Below are 22,700 nucleotides of genomic sequence, written 5' to 3' on the forward strand. Positions count from 1 at the left end.
ACGTCAGTCGTCGGAGGGTTCGGAGGGCTTCAGCCAGAACGGGGCGGGCGGCTCGGTGTCGGCGACCCTGCGCGCCCACAGCGGGGGCGCCTGGTCGCGCGGCGCCGCCGGAGCGGGCGGCGCGGGCCGCGCGCCCGGGGTCCGCGGCGCGGGGACGTCGCCCTGCCTGGGCTGTGTCGGCCGCGCCTTCTCACCCCGGTCGCCCCAGGACACGGGCCGGGACGTGCCCGGCTCTGGCCGCTTGGGCGCGGTCGCGAGCTTGCGCGGCGCGGGCGGCTTGGCCGGCGGCTTCGCAGCGGGCGGCTTGGCTCCCGTCCCGCCCGCGCGGACGCGGCCGCCGGTGCCCGCCGGGATCGTGCCGCCGCCGCCTGTACCTCCGCCTCCCGTGCCGCCGCCTCCCGTGCCTCCTCCGGAAGCGGCGACGGAACCGCCGCGCCGGGTGGGCAGGTTGAGCGGGGGCGCGGTGTCCGGGGCCCGGCCGGAGCCGCCGTCGCCCGCACGCGGCTTGGTGAGCGTTCCGCCGGAGCCGACGGACGTGCCGTCCTCACCGCCGATCGCCAGCGCCGGCGCGCCGCCCTCGCGTCGCACCAGCCGCGACAGCGCCGAGCCCGGCGCCGCCGCGCCCTGCGCGACCGACAGCGTGTTCTTGCGGACCGTGAGGATCGACTTCTCCAGCTCCTCCTGCGACCTGTTGCGGGAGACCGCCGAGTAGCCGACCGAGGCGAACAGATGCTGGAACGGCTTGCGGTAGATGAACGCCGCACCCGTCACCAGAGCGAGCAGCATGATCTGCAGGCCCCAGGGCAGCCCCTCGCCCAGAATCAGCCCGTAAGCCCAGAGCAACAGGGCGAGAACGCCGATGAGCGCCGCCTGTTTGAGCAGCATCGACAGCAGCAGCTCCAGCCAGCGGACCGCGATCACCCGGCCGATGCCCGGATGGATGCCGATCCCCAGGAAGATCGGCCCGGCCACCAGCAGGAGCAGGAACGCGATCTTCACGATGATCAGCGTCACCGAGATCACCAGGATCAGCAGGCCCGCCACCAGCGCCGCGAACAGCGCGCCGAACGCGACGGCGAGCCGCGACGTCCACTGCTTGCCCTGGAAGACCGGGTAGACGCCCGCGTAGTTCTCCTTGAGGTCCTTGGCGACCTCCTCGTAGGCGTCGGCCTTGGCTCCGAAGTCGGGCGTCGCCGTCCCGTAGGTCTCCGGAAGGTCGACGGCCTGCGCGTACAGGAGTCTGTCTGCGTGCTTCTTGACGACCTCGGCCTCGGGGTCGGTCGTGCCGAATTCGCCCATCAGCCACGGCTTGCACACGAGCGCGACCCACAGGCCGTTGGCGTTGCGGGTGGTCGCGTCGAGTTCCGCCTGGTCGACGGCGGGCTTGCCCTCGGGGGTCGGGATGCAGGTCGTGCCCGCGTTGCTCTGCGGCAGCGCGGCGTTGAAGGCCGTGCTCGTCGCGTTCGAGACCGTCGTGCCGAGCGTGGTGAAGTCGCCGGGGCGGGCGATCAGCCACATCAGGCCGACCATCGCCGCGACCATCCAGATGGTGCCCTCGGCCACCTTGGACGTGCGCTTGCGGACCAGGCCCCACCAGGCGAGCGTGATGGCCGCGAGGATGACGACCGGGGTCCAGTAGCGGGCGTTGAACGTCTTGCCCATGCCGGTGATGACGTCGTCGACCGTGCTCTTCAGCCAGCCCAGCAGGGACTCCGACGCGGCCGACTGGTAGACGCTGATCGTCGTTCGGTCGATCGCGCGGACCAGGGTGAACACGGTGTTGGCGACGGAGTTGCCCATGAGCGACATGGCGTCGCCGCAGCCCATGTCGACCGCGTACCAGGTCTGGCCCATGGTGCCGTAGCGGTCGTAGTAGGTGAGCTGCTCGGGGGCGGTCGCCTTGAGTTGGTCGTTCGGGTAGTCGGGCGGCTTGATCATGCCGTCGCTCCCGGAGCCGTAGGCCTCGGGGGCGGGCGACGTCGCCGGTGCGCACGCGTCGTTGGGGTTCGTGCTCCACGGCGGTGTCGGAGCGGCGTTCGCCGCGGGTGTGGCCAACAGGAACAAAGCCATGCAGAGCAGCAGCCACAGTGACCTGCGGCGGGTGCTTCCGCGACGGCGGAGCCTCATCCCGTGTTCTCCTCTGAGTCGGCCCCCGCCGAAATGGCCCCCGCCTTGGACAGCACCGGCTTCTGCCGGGTCGGGTTGGTGTCGAGCCAGCGCTGGAGTTCCTCGGAGATCAGATCCACACCGATCCGGCCCGCCCGGCCGTCCAGATCCCGGAAAACGCACTCGCCGTTGCCGAGGTTGCGCAGCACCGCCATGTGCTCCTCGGACGCCTCCACGCCGAGCAGTGACATCACGTGCCCGACCTCCACCCGTTCGCTGGACCTGAACGAGAACACCGACGAGAGACAGTTCGTCACCTGTTCATTCAACAGGTCTCCGGCGTTCTGCGAAACCAAGATCAACGCAGTGTTGCGGGAGCGGCCCATACGCGAAACTTCCGGCACCAGTTTGGCGCCTTCGGGTGTCGATGTGATGGCCCAGGCCTCGTCCAGGAAGATGGCCTTGGGAAGGCGTCTGTCGAGGCCGTGCATCAGTCTTCGGGCGAACTGCGACACAAGGTACATGAGCGCGACGGAGAGGCGCTGCTCGTAGGAGTAGTCCTCGCGTCCCGTGGTGACGTCGGGGAGGATGAGGCCGCCGAGGGTGAACACCGTGGTCCATCCGGCGGTGTCGATGCGCTCCCCGCCCGACGGGTCGAAGCACAGCGACGCGAGGCTCATCTCCGACATCGAGCGCAGGACCGCGCCGAGGTTCTTGGACGCGGGGTCGTCGGCCGCCTCCAGGTAGTCGACGACCCGGCCGAGCGACGGCTTCTCGCCGCCCGCGACCGCGCCGACCGCCTGGATCATCGCCGACTCGCGCTCCTCGGACATGCGCGGCAGCAGCAGCCGCAGCGTCTCGGTCGCCATGGTGCGCTTGGTGGCGAGGTCGTCGCCGAAGCTGAACGGGTCGAGCAGGCCCGGCGCCGCCGATCCGAGGGGCAGGATCCGGGCCTTGCGTCCGCGGGCCTTCAGGAGCTCCACAAGGGCCTCCGCGTCGCCCTTGGGGTCGATCGCGGCGATCGTGACGCCGCGCAGCGCCATCTGGTACAGCAGCAGCAGCGCGAGCGTCGTCTTGCCGCCGCCCGGCTCGCCGGTGATGGCGACGGCCGTCGGACGGTTGCGGGCCGCGGCGACCAGCGGGTCGAAGTGCACGATGCTGCGGGCCCTGCCCAGCGTCTCGCCGACATACGGGCCGGTCCAGCCGCCGCCGTTCTCGTCGGTGCGGTCGCCGAGGTCGACGGTCGCGACCGGCATGCCGCCGGCGATGGTGCGCAGCGGCTGGCGCTGGGCGTAGGCGTTGAGCCGCAGCCTGTCGCCCGGCAGCGACTCGTTGAACAGCGAGAACTGGTCGCCGGTGGAGTTGACGACGTCGATGCCGATGTCGCGGTAGTGCTCGACGACGGCGTCGACCCGCTGCACCAGCAGCTCCTCAGTCGGCGCGGTGACGACGAGGCGGTGCCAGCCGTAGACGAACGGCAGCCGCTCCTTGGTGATGCCGTGCTCCAGCATCCGGGCCGCGTCGATCTGCTCGGCGAGCGCGATCGGCGCCTCGGCCCCTGCCTCGCGGATGTGCGCGTCCATGTCGCGGGCGTGCGCGAGCTTGCGCGAGACGTCCTTGGACGCCATCGCGGGCGGGATCAGCCGCATCCGGGAGCTGATCTCGACGGGGAACGACAGCGAGTCGCAGTAGTGCAGCCATGGCTCGCCGTCGGGGAACGGCATGAGGTCGGGGAAGCGCGCGAACGACAGGTAGGCGGTGTAGGACTCGCCGCCGGGCTGCTCCATCCGCAGGTTCGACCTGCCGTTGTGGATCGCGCCCTCGATGAGCGCCTCGATCTCGCCCGCGCCCCAGCGGCGCTTGGCGACCGCGGACGGCGGCGGATCGGCGAGCGCCCCGGTCACCGCGTGCTGGAACAGCCAGGCCAGCTCGCGGGACGTGGCGTGCCGGGCGCGCAGGGCGCCGCCGCCGAGCGCGCGGCCGAGCCGCTCGGCCTGCTCGGTCCAGCGCTTGATCTCGCGCTCTTCGATCGCGTCGTCGGTGATGCCGAGGGTCTTCTCGGACCTGCGGTAGAAGCCGAGGAGGGTGCCCAGCGAGCCTTGGAGCTGCGCTCCGCGCCGACCCAGCCGGACGCCGAGGTAGACCTCCTTGGACCAGAAGTCCTTGGCCCAGACGTGCCCGTACATCTCCTCCAGGTAGGCGCGCCAGCCCGAGCCGCCGTCACTGGTCTTGTCGAGCTTCAGCGCCCACTCGGCCGCCGGGTAGGTGCGGTGCGCGATGCGCAGGTGGACCTCGGCGTCCTGCATCCGGATCGCCGCGAGCGCGATCGTGAGGTTGGTCGCGAGGGCCTCGCGCTCCTCGTTCGTGGTGAACTCGTAGCTGAAGGTCGGCAGCCGGAAGTAGGCCCACGCGGCCTGGTCGGCGAGCAGGATCCTGTCGTCGAAGTAGCGGACGGCCAGACGGCTCGTCTTCGTCCGGCTCACTGCGCCCTCTCTTTATCGGTCTGCGGGTCGTCGTGCTGGTCGCCGTAAGGATCGGTGTAGGGGTCGTCGTACCTGTCGCGGTAGCGCTCGGGCAGGGCCGAGAAGCCGCCCGCGACGACCGCGGTCAGCGCCAGATAGGCCCGGCGGGTCGGCGGGCGCAGCGCCTTCAGCTCGTTGCGCGGCGCCCTGTCGAGGCTGAGGTGATCGTCCCACGGGATGCGCACGAGCGCGCGGCACTGCCCGCGGGCCACCTGCTCGGCCTGCTCGACGTCGGCCTGGCTGCGGCGGCTCACCCCGTTGATGACGGTGACGGCCCGCTGCCGCAGGTCGCCGTAGCCGTGGCCGTCGAGCCACTCGAACGTCATCGACACCGCGCGCGGCGCGTCGGCGCTCGCGGGCGCGACCAGCACGATCTGGTCGGCGAACGGCAGCACCCTGCTGACCGCGCCGGCGGCGGCGTCGACCATCGTCACGCTGTAGAAGCGGTCGAGGGTGCGGATCGCCTCGGCGTAGTCCCGGTCGTCCAGGGCGGTGACGGGGTACTTGCCGGGGGCGATGACGTCGAGACCTGACTTGGCGCGGCTGGTGTAGCGGCGGATCGCGCCGAGGCTGCCGATCTGGTCGGCCGCGGCGATGAGCGACGTCAGGGTCTCGTCGGTGTCGATCCGGGTGCGCCGGGCGAGCGCGCCGGGACCCGGGTTCACGTCGAGCGCGACGATCGGCTCGCCGCAGTACTGCGCGAACGTGTGGCCGATCATCAGGCCCGTGACGGTCTGGCCCGCGCCGCCGGTGCAGCCGAGCACGACGATCCGGCGGGTGCCCTGGAAGGGCCGCTGGAGCCGCTCGGCGTAGTCCTGGTCGATGGGGTTGCCGCGGCCGAACAGGCGGCGCAGCCCGCCGCCGTGCTCCTCCGGCTGCTCGGGCGGGGTGATCGCGGGCGTGCGGTCGACCTGCCTCGGCGCCGGGACCGGCGTCGGCGCGGGCCGCGGCCGGACCGGGGAGGCGGGCGAGGAGCGCACCTCGCGCGGCGGCTCCGCGGGCCGCTCGGGCGGCATCACCCGCGGCGGCTCCGGCTTGACCGGACGGCCCCGGACGGGCTCGGGCAGCTCGCCAGGCCACACCGAACGGTCGGCGGCGCCTCCCGCGGCGAATCCGACATTGCCCTCCACCGCGGTGACGCGCGGCCGGGCCACCCGCTCACCGAAACTGCCCGGACGGTCGCCCGGACCGGGGCGGGCCGGCTGCTCGGCGGGCCCGGTACCGCGGTCGGTGCGCGGTTCGTCGGACGCGCCGACCTCGTCGCCTTCGGCGGCCCCGCCCCGCGCGGCGTCCGGCGTGTGCTCGGCGTGTTCGGGCGCCCGGTCGCCGACGGCAGGGCCGGAATCGGCCTGCTGCTCGGCGCCAATGGAATCCGCGAACGGCAGCGGGCCTTCCACGCGGCCGGTGCTCTCGGGACGGCCGCCCTGGTAGGCCGCCCATGGCGACGCCGCGGGCTCGTCCCGTCCAGACGGGGCGGGCTGTGCGGGCGGGGCCGGCTGCACGGGCGCCGTCGGCTGCGCGTACGCGGTCGGTTGTGCAGGCGAGGTCGGTTGTGCAGGCGAGGTCGGTTGTGCGGGCCACACGGCCCGGTCGGAGGGCGCGGCGGCGCGCTGCCGGGGCGCACCCTGCCGGTCTACGTCGCCGGCCACGGGAAGGTCGCCTTCCTGCACACGCTCCGGCCATGCCTTCGGCACGGGACGCTCCCCACCGGGCGGCACCGAGGGCACCGACCCGCCAGGCGCTTCGCCTCCGGCCTGCACCGGCTCCGCGAACGGCAGCGGCGCCGCACCCGCAGACCGCCCCACCACCGGAATGTCCGGTGCCGTGGCAGGCGCGGGCGGCACGGACCGTCCCGGTGCCGGCACCGGCGGCCACACCTGGTGGTCCGTCCGGTTCGCCACCGAATCAGCCCCCCGCACCTTCACCGCTTCCTCACGCCCGTCTCCCGCACCCGCGCTCCTCCCGGGCGCAACCTCCGATCCGGCCCCCGTCTCCTCCGGAACCCGCCACCCGTCCACAGGCACAGCCTCCCCGAGCCGCTCCCCACGCCCGCCCTCAGGCCGAGCCCCCTCGCCCTTCCCTCCGGCACCAGAACCCCCCTGCCCCGCAGGCACAGCCTCCCCAACTCCGACACGCCCCGTCCCGAACCCGTCCCCACCGGCACCGGACTCGACCGAGGGCTCCCCTGCGACCACTCGCCCCGTCCCGGACCCGGCGTCGCCAGTGCCGGAGCCCGTCCCGCTTCCCTGCGCGGCGACGTCGGAAGCTGACCGCCCTTCGACTGGCGCGGCCCTACCGGCGTCGGATCCCTCGAACGCGGACTCGCCGGCACCGGCGACCGCCCGTCCCGCTTCGGACGCGGCGTTCCCGGCAGTGGCGGCCTCGGACTCGAAGTCCGTCTCGCCCGGCTGCGCGGGGATGCCGGAAGCGGACTGCCGTGCGACGGGCGCGATGTCCTGAGCAGTGGGAGCTGGCTGTCGAAGCGATCGGTCCCGCTGTGTTCCGTCTGTCGTGCGCGGCTCGGCGGCGGGTCGCTGCGCGGTCGGCAGCGCCTGCTCGACCGTGGGCGCGGCACCTCTGAGCGCGTCTTCGGACAGGGACTCCGGGGCGGCGGTCGGTGCCTCGGGCCCCGATTCCTGACCGGCGTTCGCGGTCGGGCGCTCGTCGCCGGGCACCGACGTATCGGGTCCGGTCTCGGCCGGACGGGCTACGGTCGGCTCCTCCCCCGCGGCCGAGCCCGTGGGCAGGCCGGCTTCCGCCGTCGTCGGGCCCGCGCCGAAGGCCGCGGGAACGCTGGGGAAGTCGGGGAGGGTCGCGGGAGCGGGGCGGGGCGCCGGCACCGCCGGAGCGACCTCGTGTTCCTCGCCCGCGGTCGCGTCCACTCGTTCGACGGGACCCGCCCCAGGCTCCGCGCTGTCGTCCCGCACCGTGCTCCCTTGCGCCGCACCGGCACCGCCGGCCGGGCCCTCCACATCGATCTCAGCCCGTTCCCCACCAACGCCGTCAGCCGGAACCGCCCGCCCAGCCCCCTCAGACGGGGCCACGGCACGGTCCCCCGAACCGGTGGAACGCGTCCCGGGGCCTTCGGTGGCCACCTGCGGCCGGGACCGCTCGGACGGCGCCACGCCCTCACCTGAACCAGTGGGCTGCGTGCCACCGAGGCCTTCGGCCGGAACCGCCCGCCCGGTCCCGTCAGACGGAACCTCGGCGCCAACGCCCGAACCAGTGGACGGCGTTCCGCCAACACCTTCGGACGGCACCGTCCGGCCGAACCGCTCGGCCGGGGCCACGGCACGGTCCTCCGAACCGATGGAACGCATCCCGCCAGGGCCTTCGGCATGCGCTGCCCGACCGGGGCGGTCGGACGGGGCCACGGCACCATCACCCGAACCGGGAGAACGGGTCCCGGCGGGGCCTTCGGCGGGCGCTGTCAGGCCAGGGCGGTCGGGAGGGGTGGCGGCGCCTTCGCTCGGGACGGTGGTCGCGGCCGCGGGTGCGGCGGGCCACTGGTCGCGGCGGGTCCTGCCGAGGGGGCGGCCGGTGCCGGGGGCGGCTTCGGAGCGGTGGCCGGACGGGTGGGTGTCCGGCTGTCGCGGAGCTGCCGTTGCCGTCTCGGCGGGGTGTTCCGGGGTGCCGGGCGTGCCGGGGTTCGCGAGTCGGCGGCGCTCGACCGTCTGCTCCACGCGGGCCCAGGTGCCGTCGAGATCGGCGGAGCTCTCGGCGGATTCCGTGTCGTCGACGGTGCGCGGGGAATCCGCGGGCGCTGCCGGGTGGGTGCTCGGGGTCTCGGCGGGGGGTGCCTGCGGGGACGCCTCGGGGGCGGGCGTTCGGGACTGGGGACCTGCCTTGGCGCGGGGAGCGGGGACCGCGGAGGCGGGGCCGGACGTGAGGGGGCTCGCGGAGTCGTCGGCGCGGGCGGCGATCTGGCCTGGAACGGCACGGGCGCGTTCGGCGGCGGGCTGGGGCTCCTCGGCGGCGCCGCGCTCGTGCGGCGGCGGGAGTGCCCGGTCCTGGCGGGTGGTGCGGGCCGGGGCGCCCGCGCGGGCACGGCGACGGGCCGAGCCGGCGTCCTCGCCGGCTCGGGGCGCGGGCACGGCCTCGGGACCGGCGAGGTGCTGGGCCGACATCTGCGCCTGCATCCGGGCGACGGCCTCCTGATGGGCCGCCGCGTAGTCCGGCGCGTGTTCGGCGGCGTACTCGGCGAGCGGTTGCGGGGCCGCGCCCTTCGCGGGAGAGGCGGCGGCCGTTGCCGGCGCGGCGGCGGGCCGCCGGGCGAGGACGCGTTCCAGGGTGGGCGCGGCCTGCTCCGGCGAGCGCCACACCCGAGCGACGACGACGACCCGCTGCGGCTCGCGCAGCGGCGTGAGCCGACACCAGGTGCGCGGCTCGGACAGGTAGCGCAGCTGCGACTGGAGCAGTTCGTTGAGCCGCTTGCCCTCGATGACGGGACGGGTCGCCAGCCACGCGACGAGGCCGGGCGGCACCAGGTACAGCACGTGCCAGGGCGCGCCGAAGGGAACGCCGAGCAACTGGAGCAGAACGATCCACGGCAGGAACGATCCCGCGTACACGCCGATGGTGACCAGCGGCAGCGGCATCGGCAGCCGCAGGTCGTACAGCTTGTACAGCCGCTTCTCGATGCTCCAGACGTTGGTGTACGTGGGCAGATCCATGCGCCGCTCCCCTCGCTGATCGGCCGTCCGGTCCTCTCGCTTCCTCCTAGTTCAGATCGACGCCCAGGGCCGTGGCTATGGCCTTGGCCGTCACCTCGATGATGTTCGGCACATAGAAGATGATGCCGATCCCGATCGCGAGCAGGATGAACTGCGCGAACCGGGTGATCTCCCTGGTGAAGAGGAAGAACAGCGCGACGATCGAGACGATGACCAGGAACAGCGGACCGAAGAGGTTCCGCAGCCAGGTGGCCAGATCCTCGGTGTTCAACCCGTCTTCGGGCGCTGCCAGCGTCTCCCAGGGGAGAGCCGCCGCCAGGTGGTGGAACAGCACTACGACCTCATTTCTAGGACCCGCTCAGCACTGTGCCGCGGATCGAGCGTACGTTCCACTGGTCGCCGTCGCCCTTCACCACGGTCAGCTCATAGGTCTGCGGCAGCAGACTCTCCTCGCCCCTCGCCTCGGTGGGCGGGATCCGCCACTGGACGGTGACGGTGATCTTCCGCTCGTCCGCGTCGCCGACCGGCGCGTCGACCTCCACGATCGCGCCGAAGACGACGGCGGAATCGAGCCCGGTGATGACGCGGCCGCCCTCGGCGTATCGGTCGAGGTTCACCGTGTTGCTCTGCGCGTACGCCTCGAAGAACCCGGTGAGGTCCGTCTGCAGCTTCGCCTCGAGCCCGGTGTCGTGCTCATAGGCGGGGGCCTGCGGCAGCTGGGCCTTGGCCGGCGCCTCCAGCAGCGCGGGCAGCCCGGGCACCACGAACCTGCCGCCCTCGGCGTAGACGGGCACCGCGAGCCTGATCCAGCGCTCGCCGAGCCGGGCCGTGATCTCCACCGAGGCGTTGTGGTCGTCGCGCACCTGCACCGCGTAGACCTGGAGCTGCTCGGCCGACAGCTGCCCGAGACCGTTCCATCCGAGCTGGGTGTCGGTGCCCTCGGGCACGAAGCGCGCGAGCCGCTCCTGACGGGTTCCGGCGGACGAGGCGTCGTAGTTCAGGTACACCTCCGCGAACTGGAGCGCGAAGGACGAGCCCGCGTCCACGGGGAAGCCGGGCGCCTTCTCGCCGGTCTCCTGCACCACGGGGGTCTCGGCGGTGAAGCGCTCGAACGGCGCGCGGATGCCGTTGACCACGACGACGAGGACGAACGCCCACAGCAGCGCCCTGCCGATCCAGATCCACCAGCGGCCGCCCCCGCCGCCCCACGACTTCTTCGTGCGCTGACGCGGCACGTCCCAAGCTTCGTCGAGCGCGGCCGAGCCGACATCGGGCCCTTCCTCCACAGCCGACTTGCGAGCCATGCACGCCTCCGCCTAATGCGCCTGAGCCCCGATCGGCGCGCTCCCAGTGTTCCCGTGGCCTCAAGCCTAGCCACGCGTGGGAATTGTTCCAGCTACAGCTCAGAATGCCCAGTCTCGGCGCGCGCTTAGCATGTCGCACTACGCCCCACATCTCACTCCGACCACACCCGACCACGACAAACCTCCACATCCCATACCGACCCGGTCTCGATCCGCGCCGCCGAAACAAGCCTCACACACTTTCCGTCACCGCACCGAACGCCCTGTGGACAACTCCACGACACCCCATGCGCACGGGCACACACCGCGCGTGGCCGAGGGCGTCCGGACGCAATTCCCGGCGCCTTCGCCGATTTCCGCGCCGACGCCCGGCGGGAATCTCGACCGAAAAGCGAAGTGACCGATGTGTTATCGGATGGCCGCCGACACATGATGTGGCGGTGATTGCGTGAACGGCAGGCAAACACGAAGTATCGACGGGCCACCCGCCAACGGACCGAAAGCCGCCCCCTTCCTGGGAGGCGCCCGATGTCCGCAGGCCGTCCCCTGCGACGGCGTCCCTGCGGTGGACCTGCGAGACCTCCCCCTCGACGGCCCTCCTCCACCCCGGAGGGCCGTCGGCGCGGTGGGCTGACCGACCGCGGAGGGGCACGGTCAGCCCACCGTCAGCGCACGGTCAGCGCGGGCCGCGACGCTTCCGCCATGACCACCGAGATCCTGCGGCTCGAACGGCTGCGCAAAGTCCACGGCGACGACAAGACCGGCGTCGTCGCCCTCTCCGATGTCTCCCTCGCCCTCGCGTCCGGCACCTTCACCGCCGTCATGGGCCCGTCGGGCTCCGGCAAGTCCACCCTCCTCCAGTGCGCCGCGGGCCTCGACCGGCCGACGTCGGGCCGTGTCCTCGTCGCGGGCCGGGAGATGTCGGGCGACGAGACCGCGCTCACCCGGTTCCGCCGCGAGCACATCGGCTTCGTCTTCCAGCAGTTCAACCTGCTGCCGTCACTCACCGTCCTGGACAACGTGACGCTGCCGCTCCGCCTGGCCGGGAAGCGGCCCGACGAGGCCCGCGCGATCGAGATCCTGGGCCGGGTCGGTCTCGGCGACCGGATCGGCCACCGGCCGCCGGACCTGTCCGGCGGGCAGCAGCAGCGCACGGCGATCGCCCGCGCCCTGGTGGCCGAGCCGTCCGTCCTCTTCGCCGACGAGCCCACGGGGGCACTCGACCTGAGGGGCGCCCGTGAGGTGCTGAGGCTTCTCCAGCAGGCCGTGCGCCTGTACGGCAGAACCGTCGTCATGGTGACCCACGACCCCGTCGCGGCCGCTTACGCCGACTCGGTGCTGTTCCTCGCCGACGGCAGGCTCGTCGGGCGGATGGCCGACCCGACCCCCGACGCCGTCGCCGAACGGCTGACCCGGCTCGGCGACGACGTGGTGCGCGACGCCGTGCGGGCGGGTGAGTGACCGATGCTCCGGATCGCGCTCTCCTCCCTGCGCCACCGCGCGTCGGCCTTCGTCGCCGCGTTCCTCGCGCTGTTCCTCGGCGCCGCGCTCGTCATGTCCTTCGGCTCGCTGCTCGACACCGGCAGCGCGCCCGGCCTGGACGCCGACAGCGCCGAGACCCTCTCGATCATGGGCGGGGTGGTCGGCGGGTGGAGCCTCCTGCTCGTCGGCTTCGCGGCCGTCACCACCACGACGCTCGGCGTCCGGCAGCGGGCGCGGGAGATCGCCCTGCTCAGGAGCGCGGGCGCGGTCCCCGGCCAGATCACCCGGATGATCCTCATCGAGGCGCTGCTGCTGGCGGTCGTGGCGGGCGCGCTCGCCGTCCCCGTCGGCTACTTCGGCGGACGCGCGCTGCTGGGGCTCATCCAGGACAGCGGCCAGGCGGCCGAGGGCATCGAGCACGCCTTCGGTCCCGTCGCACTGGGCCAGGGCTTCGGGATCACACTGCTGTCGGCGATGGGCGCCGCCTTCCTCGCCGCGCGCCGGGCGGGCGGCGTGCGGGTCGTGGAGTCCATGGCCGAGGCCGCGGCCCCCGCCGCCCGGCTGACCGTCCTGCGGACGATCTCCGGCGTGCTCCTGCTCGCCGCGGCCGCGGCGCTGTTCGCGGCGACGCTCGTGTTCGGCCCGGATCTGGGCGTCGAGGCGCAGGCGCTCGCCGGCTACATCGACATCCTCGCCGCCATCGCGCTCGCCTGCTTCGCGCCGGCGCTGGTGCGGCTGCTGAGCGTGCCCGGCTCCGGAGCCGCGGCCCACCTCGCGCGCGGCAACCTGGGGGCACGCAGCGGCCACCTCTCCTCCGCGCTCGCCCCCGTCGTGCTGTTCCTCGGCATGGCCGTCGGCACCCTCCTCCTCCAGGACGTGGACGGCAGGGCGTCCGCGGGCATGCTTCCCGAGGAAGGCGCGGATCTCGTCAAGACGCTCAACTACGTCATCACCGGCATGGTCGGCGCGTTCCTCTGCATCCTCCTCGTCAACACCCTCGCCACCTCCACCGCCGGCCGCCGCCGCGAGTTCGCCCAGCTCCGCCTGGCCGGGGCCACCCCCCGACAAGTGCTGCGCATGGTCGCCCTCGAATCCTCCGCGCTGGCCCTGGCCGGAACCCTCCTCGGCCTCCTGGCCGCCGCCGCCACAGTCCTCCCCTTCGCCTACGCCCGCACCGACTCCTGGATCCCCTCCTTCTCCCCCACCCTTCCTGCCCTCACCACCCTGCTCACCATCACCGTCACCCTCGCCACCCCCCTCCTCATCACCCGCCGCCTCCTCCACCAACCTCCCCTGACCGCCACATCCCTCTAACCCCGCGCGCAACACCCCTCCCCGACCCCGACCACCCCAGGCCGGGGTCGCACCCATCCCGGACGCCCCGGAAAAACGCCGCCCACGCGCGTTCGCGACTGTCAGTGCGGCTCCAGCCGGAGACACGGCACACACGGGTCTGGTCCGAGCCCTGAGGGACTGCGGACAGGCCGCCCGTCCCGCACGGCCACAAGAACCTTGTCCGAGGCCTCCTGCGCTTCGGCGACCACGCCGCCGGACTCGGCCTGCCGGATGCGGCTTCTTCTCGGAGAAATCCCCCGGTCGGCACCGGGTCGGCACGCACTCCGAAAACGACGAAACGGCCCGGACAGCTCAGAAGAGCGTCCGGGCCGTTCGGGTCGTGGGCTGGGGCTGCTCAGCGAGTGCTGTGAGCGCCCGAGATCACGGTTAGACGTTGAAGCGGAATTCGACTACGTCGCCGTCTTGCATGATGTAGTCCTTGCCCTCCATGCGGGCTTTGCCGGCGGAGCGGGCGGCGGGGATGGAGCCTTCGGCGATGAGGTCGGCGAAGGAGACGATCTCGGCCTTGATGAAGCCGCGCTGGAAGTCGGAGTGGATGACGCCTGCGGCCTCGGGGGCGGTGGCGCCCTTCTTGATGGTCCAGGCGCGGGTCTCCTTGGGGCCTGCCGTGAGGTAGGTCTGCAGGCCCAGGGTGTCGAAGCCGACGCGGACGAGCTGGGCGAGGCCCGACTCGTCCTGGCCCATCGACTGGAGGAGTTCGAGGGCCTCGTCGTCGGGCAGCTCGATCAGCTCGGACTCGATCTTGGCGCTCAGGAAGATCGCCTCGGCGGGGGCGACCATGTCGCGGAGCTTGGCCTTGAGGGCGTCGTCGCCGAGCTCGTCGTCGTCGAGGTTGAAGACGTACAGGAACGGCTTGGCCGTCAGCAGGTGCAGTTCGCGCAGGAGGGCGCGGTCGATGCCGGACGCGAAGACGGTGACGCCCTCGTTCAGCTTCGCCTCGGCGGCCTTGACGGCCTCCAGAAGGACCGGGGCGTCCTTGTCCTTCTTGAGCTTGACCTCCTTCTCGAGGCGGGGCAGCGCCCGCTCGATGGTCTGGAGGTCGGCGAGGATCAGCTCGGTGTTGATCGTCTCGATGTCGCGCAGCGGGTCGGTGTCGCCGTCGACGTGGGTGACGTCGGGGTCGTTGAAGGCCCGGATCACCTGGCAGATCGCGTCGGTGTCGCGGATGTTGGCGAGGAACTTGTTGCCCAGGCCCTGCCCCTCGGACGCGCCCTTGACGATCCCGGCGATGTCGACGAACTCGATCGTCGCGGGCAGGATCTTGGCCGAGCCGAACACCTCGGCGAGCTTGCCGAGCCGGGCGTCGGGCACGCCGACGACGCCCACGTTCGGCTCGATGGTGGCGAACGGGTAGTTCGCGGCCAGCGCGTCGTTCTTGGTCAGGGCGTTGAACAGCGTGGACTTGCCGACGTTGGGCAGTCCGACGATCCCGATCGAAAGGCTCACGTCAGCGAAGTCTAGTGCTCAGCGCGAGCGCAGGAACTCGCCGATGTCCGCAATGGCCGCCTTGCCTTCCGGGACGTAATCGGCGAAGACCGGGAACACGTGGGCCTGGCCGTTCCACTCCCGGTGCACCACCTCGACGCCGGCCTGCCGGGCCCGGGAGGCGACGGTGTGGGCGTCGTCACGCAGGATCTCGGTCGTGCTGGAGATCAGCAGGAGGGGCGGGAAACCCGTGTAGTCGCCGTGGACGGGGTCGAACAGCGGGTCGCCTTCGGCGGCGGCCTCGCAGAACCGCTCCCCGAGCCATTTGAGCTTGGCGGCCGGGATCACGTGGTCGGTCTCGGCGTTGGACGTGTGCGAGCCCGCCTCGCACAGCAGGTCGGCCCAGGGCGAGATCGCCACGACGGCCCCGGGCTGCGCGTCGCCGCGCCGCTTGAGCGCGTGCAGCAGGGAGAGCGCGAGATGTCCGCCCGCCGAGTCTCCTGCCACGGTGATGTCTCCGGGCGCGTGGCCCATGTCGATCAGGCAGTCGTAGGCGGTGAGGGCGTCTTCGAGGGCGTCCGACGGGGTGTTCTCCGGAGCCAGCCTGTAGTCGAGCACCAGGACGGGACGCCTCGCGGCCGCCGAGAGCCGCCAGGACAGGCCCCGGTACATGAGGGGCCCGCCGAAGAAGTACCCGCCTCCGTGGAGGTAGAGGACGACTTTGCTCTCGTCGGTCTTCCCGGCCCGCACCCACTCCGCGGAGAAGGCGGGGAACTCGTGGGGGCTGATCCGGACGCCCTTGGGCGCGCGGGTGCGCAGCGCGCCGTTGATCTTCCGGAAGCGGACGAGTCCGGCGTCGGTCGAGGCCGACGCGGCCCACAGGCGCCGCCCCGAGTTGCGGATGACGGTGTTGAAGATCCGCGCCTGGCGGCTCGGGGGCGCGTCGGGGCGCAGCGCGAGATCGTGCCGGAAGGTCGTCATGGTCCGGATTCTTACGCCGGACGGGCCGCGCCACAACCGTCCCTGCCGCATTCGGGGACGACGCACAACCGAACTCGCCCTGCGTCGTGGAGAACGATTCCGCCGGGTCCGTGCAACGATCAGGTCATGAGTGCGGGACTCCTGGCCGGACTGGTCATCGGCGTTGTGGTGGGCTTCGCGCTCGCCACCGCCCGGCAGGCCGCCCTCATCGCCCGCGCCAAGGCCGCCGAAGACAAGCTCGCGTACGCCGAGAGCGCTATGGCCGAGCGTTTCGAGGCCCTGTCCGCCCGCGCCCTGGACGCGTCGAACCAGCGTTTCCTGGAGCTCGCCGACACGCGGCTGAAGGCCGCGGGCGCGGAGGCCGCCGGGGAGCTGGAGCGGCGCAAGCTGGCCGTGGAGCATCTGGTGGCGCCGCTGCGCGAGACGCTGGGCCGCGTCCAGGAGCAGCTCACCGAGCTTGAGGCGAGCCGCCGGGAGTCGCACGCGATGCTCGCCAAGCAGGTCGACTTCGTGCGCCAGACGTCCGAGCAGCTGCGCGGCGAGACCCGCACGCTCGTGCGGGCGCTCCAGCGGCCGGAGGCGCGCGGCAGGTGGGGCGAGCTCCAGCTGCGCCGGGTGGTGGAGCTGGCGGGCATGACGCCGCACTGCGACTTCTCCGAGCAGGCCTCGGCGGTGACGCCCGACGGGACGGTCCGGCCCGACCTCGTCGTCAGGCTCACCGGGGAGCGGACGATCGTCGTCGACTCCAAGGTGTCCCTCGCCGCCTACCTGGAGGCCGCCGAGGGCAAGGAGAACCGTCTGGACGCCCACGCGCGCCACCTCCGCGACCACGTCGACCGGTTGGCGGCGAAGACGTACTGGCAGGCCTTCTCGCCCGCGCCCGAGTTCGTCGTCCTGTTCGTCCCCGGAGAGGCGTTCCTGGCGCCCGCTCTGGACCGCGACCCCGCGCTGCTGGAGTACGCGATGGCCCGCCGGGTGCACATCGCCACCCCGACGACCCTGATCAGCATGCTCCGCACCGCCGCCTACACCTGGCAGCAGGCCGCGCTGTCCCGCAACGCCCGCCAGGTCTTCGACCTCGGCCGCGAGCTGTACGAGCGGCTGGGCACCCTCGGCGGCCATCTCGACGAGCTGGGGCGCGGCCTCACCGGCGCGGTGCGCGCCTACAACAGGACCGTCGGCTCGCTGGAGAACCGGGTCCTGGTGAGCGCCCGGAAGCTGCACGACCTGGGCGTCACCGACGCCGTCCTGGACGGTCCCCGGCCCGTCGAGGAGTCCCCCCGCGCGCTGTCGGCCGCCGAGCTGCTGCAAGGCGCCGTGCCGCCCGCCCCCGATCCCGTCCACCATGCCGGTCCGCGTCCGGAGGATGCCCGATGAGCAGCACGGAGACCCAGAAGACCCCGGAGACCCGGGAGAAGAAGCCCGCGGGCAGGAAGCGGCGCAAGCCCGCCGAGGCCCCGGCGGCGCGGGCGAGGAAGGGCCCCGCGGTCACGCTGACCGCGCGCGGGGCCGTCGCGGTGATCCTGGTGGGGACGTTCGCGGGGGCGCTCGCGGACTTCTGGATCCTGCCGGGCGTGCTGTTCGTGGCGGTCTGCGTGCTGGCGGCGCTGGCCGTCCGACCGGACGACCTGCCGGTCCTGGTCGTGGCGCCGCCGGTGCTGTACCTGATCGGCACGCTGCTCGCCGAGGCCGTCGCCATGTTCGGCGGGCGCTCGTTCGTGCAGAGCATGCTGGTGGCGCTGCCGCTGGACCTCGCCGTCCGGGCCCCCTGGCTGCTGGCGGCGACGCTGCTCACCGGGGTGATCGCGGTGCGCCGCGGCCTGCTCACGGCCTGGCGGGAGCTGTCGCTGAAGGCCGACGGCTTCCGGCTGACCCGCGAACGCCACGCCGAGGAGGATCCGGTCCGGTGGGACGAGCGGACGTGAGGTCAGGCGCGCAGGTCCTTGCGCAGCTCGTGCGGCAGGGCGAAGTGCATGCGCTCCTGGACCGGCTCGACCTCCTCGACGTCGTCGAAGCCGTGGGCGGCGAGGAAGTCCAGGACGCCGCGCACCAGGATGTCGGGGGCGGAGGCGCCGCTGGAGACGCCGACGGTCTCCACGCCCTCCAGCCAGGCGGGGTCGATCTCCTCGGCGTAGTCGACGAGCTTGCCGTCCTTCGCGCCGTAGTCCTTGGCGACCTCGACGAGCCGGACGGAGTTGGAGGAGTTGCGCGAGCCGACGACGATCACCAGGTCGGCGCGGGGGGCGATCTCCCGGATCGCGGTCTGCCGGTTCTGGGTGGCGTAGCAGATGTCGTCCGACGGGGGGCTCTGCAGCGACGGGAAGCGGCCCTTGAGCGCGTCGACGGTCTCGTTGGTCTCGTCGACCGACAGGGTGGTCTGGGACAGCCAGACGATCTTGTCGGGGTCACGGACGGTGACGCTCGCGACGTCCTCGGGCCCGTCGACGATCTGGACGTGGGCGGGCGCCTCGCCGGAGGTGCCGATCACCTCGGGGTGGCCCTGGTGCCCGATGAGCAGGATGTCGTAGTCGTCCTTCGCGAAGCGGACCGCTTCGCGGTGGACCTTGGTGACCAGCGGGCAGGTCGCGTCGATCGTCTTGAGGCCGCGCTCGGCCGCCTTGTCGTGGACGATCGGGGCGACGCCGTGCGCGGAGAAGATCACGATGGCGCCTTCGGGCACGTCGTCGGTCTCGTCGACGAAGATCGCGCCCTGGCCTTCCAGGGTCTTCACGACGTGCTTGTTGTGCACGATCTGCTTGCGCACATAAACAGGGGCGCCGTAGAGCTCCAGCGCCTTCTCCACCGTCTGGACGGCGCGGTCGACCCCGGCGCAGTATCCGCGGGGCTTGGCGAGAAGGACCTTGCCCCTCGCGGCCGTGCTCTGCTCGCCGGTCTCACGCGTGCCTGTAGCGGTCATGCCCACACTTTACGTTCCGCGATGCCCGGACCGATACCCGTGCGGGCGTGTGACCCAATGCACGCACCGCCCCGCGATATTTCCGTTTACCGGTGGTGACCGGAAACCCACGATTACGGCACAGTTGGAAAGAACACTTCCCCCGTAGTGCCCAAAATACGGTGTGTTCTCGGATGAGCAGGGAGCAGAGATAAAGATGTCGCGTAACCCGCGAGAGGTCGGCAAGCAGGTCCAGGAGTCCCTGAACGAGCAGGTCAGGGATCTGCCCATCCACGCGGCACGGCTCGCCATGTTCGGTGTGGGCCGCGCCCTCCTGCTCACCGACCGGGTGACCAAGGACGTCCGCAGCGTCCGGGACCGCGACTTCGGTCCCGTCCTGGACAGGCTGCTCGCGGACGCCGAGAAGCTGACCGCCAGGCTGGAGGGCACGCCCGTGGGCAAGGTCCTCGAACTCGTCGTGCCCAAGCCGTCGCCCGTGCCCGTCGAGGAGTCGGCGCCGACCCCGGTGGCCGCGCCGCCCTCGGAGATCTCCGTGGGCAAGCCCGCCAAGGCGCCCGTCCACCTGGAGGAGGAGCTCGACCCCGTGCCCGGTGTCGAGGCAGGGCCCGCGTCGGAGACCGTCGAGCTGGACGAGGCCGCGGACTCACCGGAGGCGGGCCTGTCCGCCACGATCGCCGAGGCCGCCAGGGTCAAGGTGACCGACCTTCCGGTCCCCGACTACGACGACCTCACCCACGCCTCGCTGCGGGCCCGCCTGCGCAAGCTGACGGCCGCCGAGGTGGCGCTCCTGCTGGACTACGAGACCGCGCACCTCGCGCGCCCCGAGATCGTCCGCATGTACGAGAACCGGCTGGCCAAACTGGCCGCCCAGCCCTGAGGACCGCCGGCACGAGGCCCCGTCGCGGAGGTTCCGCGGCGGGGTCTTTGGCTTAGGGTCGAAGGGTGGACTCCGACCGTTCAGTTCCGGCCCGCGACCTGCGCGCCTCCGACGCCGACCGCGACAGGGTGGCCGACGTGCTGCGGGAGGCCGCCGCGGACGGCAGGCTGACGCCGGAGGAGCACGCCGAGCGCGTCGAAGGGGTGTTCGCGGCGCGCACGCTGGGCGAGCTGACGGTCTTCACGCGGGATCTCCTGCCGGAGGACAGGCAGCCGTTCCAGGTGGACGCGCGGCAGGTGGTCGCGCTGTTCGGGTCGCATCGCCAGGACGGCAGGTGGGTCGTGCCCGGACGGCTCCCCGTCGCCGCCGTGTTCGGCAAGGTCGACCTCGACCTCCGGGAGGCGATCCTGCGGCACCGGCACGTGGTGCTCGACCTCTCCTCCCTGTTCGGCAGGATCCGCCTGCACGTGCCGGGCGAGGTCGTGGTGCGGTTCACCGGCCGCTCGATGGCCGGGTCGGTGAAGGAGCCCGTCCCCGCCTGGCCCGCGCCCGACGGCGAGGCCCCGGTCGTCGAAGTGACCGGGACCCTTCTGCTCGGCGCGGTCGAGGTGATCAGGCCAAGACCGCCCAGGCCGCCGAAGCGATCGCTGCTCAGGCGGGGGCGTCGAAGTTGATCGCCGAGTAGGCGCGCAGCTTGTTGAGGTGGTGCTCGCCGTCGACGCGGCGGACGGTGCCGCTGCGGCCGCGCATGACCAGCGAGTGGGTGGTCGCCACGCCCTTGACGTACCGGACGCCCTTGACGAGTTCGCCGTCGGTGATACCGGTGGCGGCGAAGAAGACGTCGTCGGAGCTGACGAGGTCGTCGGTGGTGAGGACGCGGCCGAGGTCGTGGCCCGCGTCGATCGCCTTCCGCCGCTCGGCGTCGTCCTGCGGCCACAGCCGGGACTGGATGACGCCGCCGAGGCACTTCATCGCGCAGGCGGCGATGATGCCTTCGGGGGTGCCTCCGATGCCGAGCAGGAGGTCGACGCCGGTGCCCTCGCGGGCCGCCATGATCGCGCCCGCGACGTCGCCGTCGCGGATGAACTTGATCCGGGCGCCGGCCTCGCGGATCTCCTTGACGATCCCCTCGTGCCGGGGACGGTCCAGGATCACGACGGTGACGTCCTCGGGCGCGCAGCCCTTGGCGCGGGCCACGGCGCGGATGTTGTCGCCGACGGGCCGCTCGATGTCCACCACGTCGGCGGCCTCGGCGCCGGTGACGAGCTTCTCCATGTAGAAGACCGCGGACGGGTCGTACATGGAGTGGCGGGGCGCGACGGCGAGGACGGCGATGGCGTTGGGCATGCCGAGCGCGTTCAGCGTGGTGCCGTCGATGGGGTCGACCGCCACGTCGCACTCGGCGCCGGTCCCGTCTCCCACCTCCTCGCCGTTGTAGAGCATCGGGGCGTTGTCCTTCTCCCCTTCGCCGATCACCACGACGCCCTGCATGGACACGGTGTTGATCAGCTGACGCATGGCGTTGACGGCGGCGCCGTCGGCACCCAGCTTGTCTCCCTTGCCCACCCAGCGGGCGGCGGCGAGCGCCGCGGCCTCGGTGACCCGGACGAGCTCCAGGGCGAGGTTGCGGTCGGGCGCCTGCGGCGCTGCGGCCAAAGGTGAGGTTTCAGACATTGCGGACCCTTCGGTCGAAGACGGGTTCCCGGTGATTCTCTGATTTCGCAAGCCCTTCTCACAAATTGGACCAGACCAGGGAGCCGGGCCGAGAACCGACCCGGCTTACTGTGGCGTAATCTCAGTGCCCATGAGCAGCGAGATCGAGGAGACCTCCACCAGGGTCTCCGAGCGGGGCCAGGCCACCCGCGGCGCCCTTCTCAGGGCCGCCCGCGAGGTGTTCGCCCAGGAGGGCTTCGCACAGGCCGCCGTCACGGACATCGTGGCCAAGGCCGGGGCCAGCGTCGGCAGCCTGTACCACCACTTCAACGGCAAGGCCGACCTCTACCTCACGCTGTTCGAGGAGTTCCAGGCACGTCAGCAGGACCGCACCCGCGAGGCGATCTACCGCGCCCGCGACGAGGGCGAGCGGGACCCGCAGCGGCTCTTCCTCTCCGGCGCCGCCGCCTACCTGGCCGGCTCCGTCGAGGAACAGGAGCTGTCCCGGTTGTTCCTGTCCGGCGACGGCCCGCCCGGATTCGACCGGATCATGCGCGAGCGCCTGCGCAAGTGGGCCCGCCGCAACGCCGCCCTGTTCCAGGCCGAGGACAGCCGCTTCAGCGAGCCGCTGGCGATCGTCCTCACCGGCTCGATGCTGGGCGCTGTGTCCGAAGTCTCCTTCGTCGACGACAAGGAGAAGGCCGCACAGCTCTCCGCGTCGATCATCCGCGTCCTCGGCACGGTGAAGAGCGACCAATGAGCACCGTCAAGCCGCGCACCGAGACCCGGGTGGTCTCCGAAGGCTTCCTCAAGCGCTACCTCGGCGGCCCCGGCCAGTTCTGGATCGCGATCGCCGCGTGCTTCCTGTTCGCGGGCGCCGCGTTCGCGCTCACCCCGGGCGACCCCGAGGACGCCCTGCCCAAGACCGTCGAGTACTCCTTCGACGCCAGGGGCTTCGCCCGCGAGGCCGACTTCGCCGTCTACGTCCCCGAGGGTCTGCCTTCGGGGTGGAACGCCAACACGAGCCGGGTCACCGGCCTCGGCGAGAAGGACTCCGGCAAGAAGAACAAGGTCCTCACCTGGCACCTCGGCTTCGCGACCCCCGGCGGGGCGCACGCGGCCGTCGTGCAGAGCGACGAGCGGGCCGACGGCGACAAGGGCTTCGTGCGCCGGATGACGAACGTGCCGCAGTCCGGGCCCGACCAGGCCCAGGGCACCCGCTCCATCGGCGGCGCGCAGTGGTCGGAGTACTTCCAGAAGGACAAGAACCAGAGTTCGCTCGTGCTGCGGCTCGACGGGAGCACCGTCGTGGTGACGGGCACCGCGTCGTTCGACGAGCTGACCGTCCTCGCCGGTTCGCTGAAGGCCCAGCCCGTCGGCGGCGAAGGCTGAGACCCGCTTTGG

General features: G+C 72.2%; 17 protein-coding genes. 8 read left to right on the plus strand and 9 right to left on the minus strand.

The annotated features are described in order from the left end of the window. Window positions 1-3: 3 nt before the first annotated feature. The 5 genes from ACYVOM_RS04070 to ACYVOM_RS04090 are packed head-to-tail and all read right to left on the minus strand — an operon-like array spanning window position 4 to window position 10,605. Window positions 4-2,127, minus strand: a complete 2,124-nt coding sequence (locus ACYVOM_RS04070; RefSeq protein ID WP_460301838.1) for a type IV secretion system protein — start codon at window positions 2,125-2,127, stop codon at window positions 4-6. Beyond that, entirely contained in the window at window positions 2,124-4,589 is a 2,466-nt protein-coding gene (locus ACYVOM_RS04075) for an ATP-binding protein (RefSeq protein ID WP_460301839.1), read from the minus strand. Before ACYVOM_RS04075 ends, ACYVOM_RS04070 begins: the two co-directional genes overlap by 4 nt. After that, window positions 4,586-9,301, minus strand: coding sequence for a TcpE family conjugal transfer membrane protein (locus ACYVOM_RS04080; protein ID WP_460301840.1), 4,716 nt, complete (start codon window positions 9,299-9,301; stop codon window positions 4,586-4,588). Before ACYVOM_RS04080 ends, ACYVOM_RS04075 begins: the two co-directional genes overlap by 4 nt. 46 nt (window positions 9,302-9,347) lie before the next feature. Beyond that, a complete protein-coding gene (locus ACYVOM_RS04085) occupies window positions 9,348-9,632 on the minus strand; it encodes a hypothetical protein (protein WP_123670204.1) in 285 nt (94 codons plus the stop codon). Window positions 9,633-9,648: 16 nt separating this feature from the next. After that, window positions 9,649-10,605, minus strand: a complete 957-nt coding sequence (locus tag ACYVOM_RS04090; protein WP_460301841.1) for a conjugal transfer protein — start codon at window positions 10,603-10,605, stop codon at window positions 9,649-9,651. A 702-nt stretch (window positions 10,606-11,307) separates the two neighbouring features. On the opposite strand from ACYVOM_RS04090, the gene ACYVOM_RS04095 reads away from it, so the two are divergent. Next, on the plus strand, window positions 11,308-12,066 hold the full coding sequence (locus tag ACYVOM_RS04095; RefSeq protein WP_460301842.1) for an ABC transporter ATP-binding protein: 759 nt from the start codon (window positions 11,308-11,310) through the stop codon (window positions 12,064-12,066). A 3-nt stretch (window positions 12,067-12,069) separates the two neighbouring features. Further along, window positions 12,070-13,401: an ABC transporter permease gene (locus ACYVOM_RS04100; RefSeq protein ID WP_460301843.1), complete on the plus strand. Its 1,332-nt coding sequence runs from the start codon at window positions 12,070-12,072 to the stop codon at window positions 13,399-13,401. A 408-nt stretch (window positions 13,402-13,809) separates the two neighbouring features. Here ACYVOM_RS04100 and ychF read toward each other — a convergent pair whose 3' ends face one another. Both ychF and ACYVOM_RS04110 read right to left on the minus strand, forming a co-directional pair. Continuing rightward, window positions 13,810-14,889, minus strand: coding sequence for a redox-regulated ATPase YchF (gene ychF, locus ACYVOM_RS04105; RefSeq protein ID WP_460301844.1), 1,080 nt, complete (start codon window positions 14,887-14,889; stop codon window positions 13,810-13,812). An 18-nt stretch (window positions 14,890-14,907) separates the two neighbouring features. Next, entirely contained in the window at window positions 14,908-15,849 is a 942-nt protein-coding gene (locus tag ACYVOM_RS04110; RefSeq protein ID WP_460301845.1) for an alpha/beta hydrolase, read from the minus strand. Between the two features lie 126 nt (window positions 15,850-15,975). On the opposite strand from ACYVOM_RS04110, the gene ACYVOM_RS04115 reads away from it, so the two are divergent. Together ACYVOM_RS04115 and ACYVOM_RS04120 are read left to right on the plus strand one after the other, a co-directional pair. Then, window positions 15,976-17,226, plus strand: coding sequence for a DNA recombination protein RmuC (locus tag ACYVOM_RS04115; protein ID WP_460301846.1), 1,251 nt, complete (start codon window positions 15,976-15,978; stop codon window positions 17,224-17,226). After that, on the plus strand, window positions 17,223-17,774 hold the full coding sequence (locus ACYVOM_RS04120; protein WP_460301847.1) for a DUF6542 domain-containing protein: 552 nt from the start codon (window positions 17,223-17,225) through the stop codon (window positions 17,772-17,774). Before ACYVOM_RS04115 ends, ACYVOM_RS04120 begins: the two co-directional genes overlap by 4 nt. Before the next feature lie 2 nt (window positions 17,775-17,776). Here ACYVOM_RS04120 and ACYVOM_RS04125 read toward each other — a convergent pair whose 3' ends face one another. After that, window positions 17,777-18,766, minus strand: coding sequence for a 4-hydroxy-3-methylbut-2-enyl diphosphate reductase (locus ACYVOM_RS04125; RefSeq protein ID WP_460301848.1), 990 nt, complete (start codon window positions 18,764-18,766; stop codon window positions 17,777-17,779). 196 nt (window positions 18,767-18,962) lie between these two features. On the opposite strand from ACYVOM_RS04125, the gene ACYVOM_RS04130 reads away from it, so the two are divergent. Together ACYVOM_RS04130 and ACYVOM_RS04135 are read left to right on the plus strand one after the other, a co-directional pair. Next, window positions 18,963-19,643, plus strand: a complete 681-nt coding sequence (locus ACYVOM_RS04130; protein WP_460301849.1) for a hypothetical protein — start codon at window positions 18,963-18,965, stop codon at window positions 19,641-19,643. Between the two features lie 65 nt (window positions 19,644-19,708). After that, window positions 19,709-20,317, plus strand: a complete 609-nt coding sequence (locus ACYVOM_RS04135) for a DUF1707 SHOCT-like domain-containing protein (RefSeq protein WP_460301850.1) — start codon at window positions 19,709-19,711, stop codon at window positions 20,315-20,317. Here the strand turns inward: ACYVOM_RS04135 and glpX are convergent. After that, window positions 20,295-21,317, minus strand: coding sequence for a class II fructose-bisphosphatase (gene glpX / locus ACYVOM_RS04140; protein ID WP_460301851.1), 1,023 nt, complete (start codon window positions 21,315-21,317; stop codon window positions 20,295-20,297). The genes ACYVOM_RS04135 and glpX overlap by 23 nt on opposite strands. Before the next feature lie 130 nt (window positions 21,318-21,447). Here glpX and ACYVOM_RS04145 point away from each other — a divergent pair, with 130 nt between their 5' ends. Together ACYVOM_RS04145 and ACYVOM_RS04150 are read left to right on the plus strand one after the other, a co-directional pair. Beyond that, the gene (locus ACYVOM_RS04145) at window positions 21,448-22,056 is read left to right on the plus strand and encodes a TetR/AcrR family transcriptional regulator (protein WP_460301852.1); all 609 of its coding nucleotides are present in this window, start codon (window positions 21,448-21,450) and stop codon (window positions 22,054-22,056) included. Then, entirely contained in the window at window positions 22,053-22,688 is a 636-nt protein-coding gene (locus ACYVOM_RS04150) for a DUF4245 domain-containing protein (RefSeq protein WP_460301853.1), read from the plus strand. The genes ACYVOM_RS04145 and ACYVOM_RS04150 overlap by 4 nt, the downstream gene beginning before the upstream one ends. The last annotated feature ends 12 nt before the right edge of the window (window positions 22,689-22,700 follow it).

The sequence above is a fragment of the Actinocorallia aurea genome, assembly GCF_054783995.1.

What these genes read in the sequence shown, in the direction of transcription:
- ACYVOM_RS04070 (WP_460301838.1), bottom strand. Translation starts at nt 2,127, where the DNA reads ATGAGGCTCCGCCGTCGCGGAAGCACCCGCCGCAGGTCACTGTGGCTG.
- ACYVOM_RS04080 (WP_460301840.1), bottom strand. Translation starts at nt 9,301, where the DNA reads ATGGATCTGCCCACGTACACCAACGTCTGGAGCATCGAGAAGCGGCTG.
- ACYVOM_RS04090 (WP_460301841.1), bottom strand. Translation starts at nt 10,605, where the DNA reads ATGGCTCGCAAGTCGGCTGTGGAGGAAGGGCCCGATGTCGGCTCGGCC.
- ACYVOM_RS04095 (WP_460301842.1), top strand. Translation starts at nt 11,308, where the DNA reads ATGACCACCGAGATCCTGCGGCTCGAACGGCTGCGCAAAGTCCACGGC.
- ACYVOM_RS04100 (WP_460301843.1), top strand. Translation starts at nt 12,070, where the DNA reads ATGCTCCGGATCGCGCTCTCCTCCCTGCGCCACCGCGCGTCGGCCTTC.
- ACYVOM_RS04110 (WP_460301845.1), bottom strand. Translation starts at nt 15,849, where the DNA reads ATGACGACCTTCCGGCACGATCTCGCGCTGCGCCCCGACGCGCCCCCG.
- ACYVOM_RS04115 (WP_460301846.1), top strand. Translation starts at nt 15,976, where the DNA reads ATGAGTGCGGGACTCCTGGCCGGACTGGTCATCGGCGTTGTGGTGGGC.
- ACYVOM_RS04120 (WP_460301847.1), top strand. Translation starts at nt 17,223, where the DNA reads ATGAGCAGCACGGAGACCCAGAAGACCCCGGAGACCCGGGAGAAGAAG.
- ACYVOM_RS04125 (WP_460301848.1), bottom strand. Translation starts at nt 18,766, where the DNA reads ATGACCGCTACAGGCACGCGTGAGACCGGCGAGCAGAGCACGGCCGCG.
- ACYVOM_RS04130 (WP_460301849.1), top strand. Translation starts at nt 18,963, where the DNA reads ATGTCGCGTAACCCGCGAGAGGTCGGCAAGCAGGTCCAGGAGTCCCTG.
- glpX (WP_460301851.1), bottom strand. Translation starts at nt 21,317, where the DNA reads ATGTCTGAAACCTCACCTTTGGCCGCAGCGCCGCAGGCGCCCGACCGC.
- ACYVOM_RS04145 (WP_460301852.1), top strand. Translation starts at nt 21,448, where the DNA reads ATGAGCAGCGAGATCGAGGAGACCTCCACCAGGGTCTCCGAGCGGGGC.
- ACYVOM_RS04150 (WP_460301853.1), top strand. Translation starts at nt 22,053, where the DNA reads ATGAGCACCGTCAAGCCGCGCACCGAGACCCGGGTGGTCTCCGAAGGC.